The organism is Mycobacterium sp. TH-M15 (assembly GCF_057473705.1).
The window spans coordinates 1-3,125 of sequence record NZ_JBYCLB010000648.1 but is presented as its reverse complement, the minus strand read 5'-3'; the positions used below and the strand labels follow the sequence as shown (position 1 = coordinate 3,125).

Annotated in this window: 2 protein-coding genes and 1 pseudogene; 2 read left to right on the top strand and 1 reads right to left on the bottom strand. The window is 72.7% G+C overall.

The window, feature by feature from the left end; genetic code table 11:
• Together AC2VNT_RS15910 and AC2VNT_RS15905 are read left to right on the top strand one after the other, a co-directional pair.
• The coding region (locus tag AC2VNT_RS15910; protein ID WP_486947769.1) for a DUF1490 family protein at positions 1 to 200 on the top strand (200 nt) is incomplete at its 5' end.
• A gap of 4 nt (positions 201 to 204) precedes the next feature.
• Positions 205 to 2,361: pseudogene (locus AC2VNT_RS15905) on the top strand (heavy metal translocating P-type ATPase).
• A gap of 32 nt (positions 2,362 to 2,393) precedes the next feature.
• On the opposite strand, the gene AC2VNT_RS15900 reads toward AC2VNT_RS15905, so the two are convergent.
• The gene (locus AC2VNT_RS15900) at positions 2,394 to 3,050 is read right to left on the bottom strand and encodes a cation efflux transmembrane domain-containing protein (protein ID WP_486947770.1); all 657 of its coding nucleotides are present in this window, start codon (positions 3,048 to 3,050) and stop codon (positions 2,394 to 2,396) included.
• Between the last annotated feature and the right edge of the window lie 75 nt (positions 3,051 to 3,125).

The window sequence follows — 3,125 nt, the reverse complement described above, 5'->3', positions numbered from 1 at the left end:
GCAAGGCGGTGGAGAAGGCGCCGCTGCGCGAGGGCGCGGTGGCCGCCGCCGAATGGAGCCTGCGCGGCACCCGGCGCGCCGAGGAGATCGCCGAGTCGGCCCGGCTGAAGGTCGCCGACGTGGTCGCCGAGGCGCGTGACCGGATCGGCGAGGAAGTGCCGCCGCCGGTCGCCGCCGGCGATCACGACCACGAGCACTGACCCGATGGCCGCCGGAACAGACCTGACGGTGGTCTCCGACGCCGCCGGCCGGATGCGCGTCGAGGTTCCCTGGTTACGGGCGGACTCGCCTCGGGCGGTCGCCGTAGAGGATGCGGTCGACCAGCAGGCCGGTGTGCGCACCGTGCACGCCTACCCGCGCACCGGGTCGGTGGTGGTCTGGTACTCACCGAAACGGTGCGACCGGCAGGCGGTGCTCGCCGCGATCGAGCAGGCCGCCCACGTCCCGGCCGGGCTGATCCCGGCCCGGCTGCCCCGCTCGTCGGATATCCGCAACACCGAGGTGCTGCGGATGGTGGTCGGCGGGGCCGCGCTGGCGCTGCTCGGGATGCGCCGCTACGTCTTCGCCCGGCCGCCGTTGCTCGGGCCGACCAGCCGGGCCGCGGCGACCGGGGTGACCCTCTTCACCGGCTACCCGTTCCTGCGTGGTGCCCTGCGGGCGATGCGCGGCGGCCGGGCCGGCACCGACGCCCTGGTGTCGGTGGCCACCGTGGCCAGCCTGGTGCTGCGCGAGAACGTGGTTGCGCTCACCGTGCTGTGGCTGCTCAACATCGGCGAGTACCTGCAGGACCTGACCCTGCGCCGGACCCGGCGGGCCATCTCCGATCTGCTGCGCGGCAGCCAGGACACCGCGTGGATCCGGTCGGGGCAAGGCTCCGACGAATACACAGAGGTGCAGGTGGGCATCGACACCCTGCAGATCGGCGACGAGGTGGTGATCCACGAGCATGTGGCGATCCCGGTCGACGGCACCGTAGTCGACGGCGAGGCCGTGGTCGACCAGGCCGCGATCACCGGCGAGACGCTGCCGGTCAGCATCGCCGCCGGCGCGCCGGTGCACGCCGGATCGGTGGTGGTGCGCGGCCGGCTGGTGATCCGGGCCACCGCGGTCGGCGGGGAGACCGTCATCGGCCGGATCATCACCCGCGTCGAGGAGGCCCAGCACGACCGGGCGCCGATCCAGACGGTCGGCGAGAACTTCTCCCGCCGCTTCGTGCCCGCCTCATTCGTCGTCTCCGCGCTCACCTTCGCCATCACCCGCGATGTCCGCCGTGCGATGACCATGCTGCTGATCGCCTGCCCGTGCGCGGTCGGCCTGTCCACCCCGACCGCGATCAGCGCCGCGATCGGCAACGGGGCCCGGCGCGGCATCCTGATCAAGGGCGGCTCGCACCTCGAGCAGGCCGGCCGGGTGGACGCCTTCGTCTTCGACAAGACCGGAACCCTGACCGTGGGCCGCCCGGTGGTGACCAACATCGTCGCCCTGCACGACGACTGGGAGCCGGAGCAGGTGCTGGCCTACGCGGCCAGTTCGGAGATCCACTCCCGCCATCCGCTTCCCGAGGCGGTGATCCCGACCACCGAAGAACGGCACATCACCATCCCCCCGCACGAGGAGTGCGAGGTGCTGGTCGGATAGGGCAAGCGGACCCGGGCCGACGGACGCACCGTGCTGCTGGGCAGCCCGTCGCTGCTGCAGGGCGAGGACGTCGACATCTCCGGCGAGGCCTTGGCCTGGGTGGAGAAGCTGCGCCAGCGGGCCGAGACCCCGCTGCTGCTCGCCGTCGACGGCACCCTGGTGGGTGTGATCAGCCTGCGCGACGAGGTGCGTCCGGAGGCCACCGACGTGTTGACCCGGTTGCGCGCCAACGGAGTACGCCGCATCGTCATGTTGACCGGCGATCATCCCGACGTCGCGGCGGCGGTCGCCGCCGAACTCGGCATCGACGACTGGCGCGCCGAGGTGCTGCCCGAGGACAAGCTCGAGGTGGTGCGGGAGTTGCAGAGCGCCGGTCACGTGGTCGGCATGGTCGGCGACGGGGTCAACGACGCGCCGGCGCTGGCGGCCGCCGACATCGGCATCGCGATGGGGCTGGCCGGCACCGACGTCGCGGTGGAGACCGCCGACGTCGCGCTGGCCAACGACGACCTGCAGCGGCTGCTCGACGTCCGGGACCTGGGCGCCCGCGCCGTCGGCGTCATCCGGCAGAACTACGCCATGTCGATCGCGGTCAACTCGCTGGGGTTGCTGATCGGCGCCGGCGGTGCGCTGTCGCCGGTGCTGGCCGCGGTGCTGCACAACGCCTCGTCGGTGGCGGTGGTGGCCAACAGTTCCCGGATGATCCGCTACCAGTTGAACTGACCGGCGCCGGTCAGCGGCCGGTCAGCAGCCCATCAGCAGCCGCAGCCCTCGCCGCGCCAGGACCGGAAGCCCTGCCACACCGCGACGGCGGCCACCGCCAGCCCGATCACCGGGTCGACCCACCGGCCGCCGGGCAGGCTGCAGACCAGCAGCCCGACCAGCACGGCGGTGGCCTGGATCGCGCACAGGTAGTTCTGCACGCCCTCCCCCACCGTGGCCGCCGACGACAGCCGGTTACCGAGCCGGCGCTGGGCTCGGCCCAACACCGGCATCACCACCGCCGCCACCGCGGTCACCGCGATGCCGATCACGCTGGTCTCGGCCCGGCTCCCGGTCAGCAGGTCCCGGGCCGACTCCACCGCGACGTAGGGGGCCATCAGCCAGAACGACGCCGCCACCCCGATCTGGGCCCGCCGCTCGGCGGCATCGGAGCGGGTGCGGGACCCGGTGAACCGCCAGATCACCATCGCCCCGGCCAGCGCCTCGGGGATGCTGCCCAGCGCCCAGCCGGTCAGCGCGATCGAGGACGCCACCAGCCCCTGCCAGAGGCCGATCGAGCCTTCCATCGCCACCAGCAGCAGGCCGATCCAGGCCAGCCGGCGCACCCACCGTGCGCTGCGATGCCAGTCGGCGTCGGTCAGGGTGGCCGGATGGTCGTGTGCATGCCGATGGGTGTGCTCGGTGTCGATCGGGTCGAGCGCGGTCACGGGAGAATGGTACCGCCATCGGGAAGACCACCGCGCACAAGACTGGTTAAACTGGCT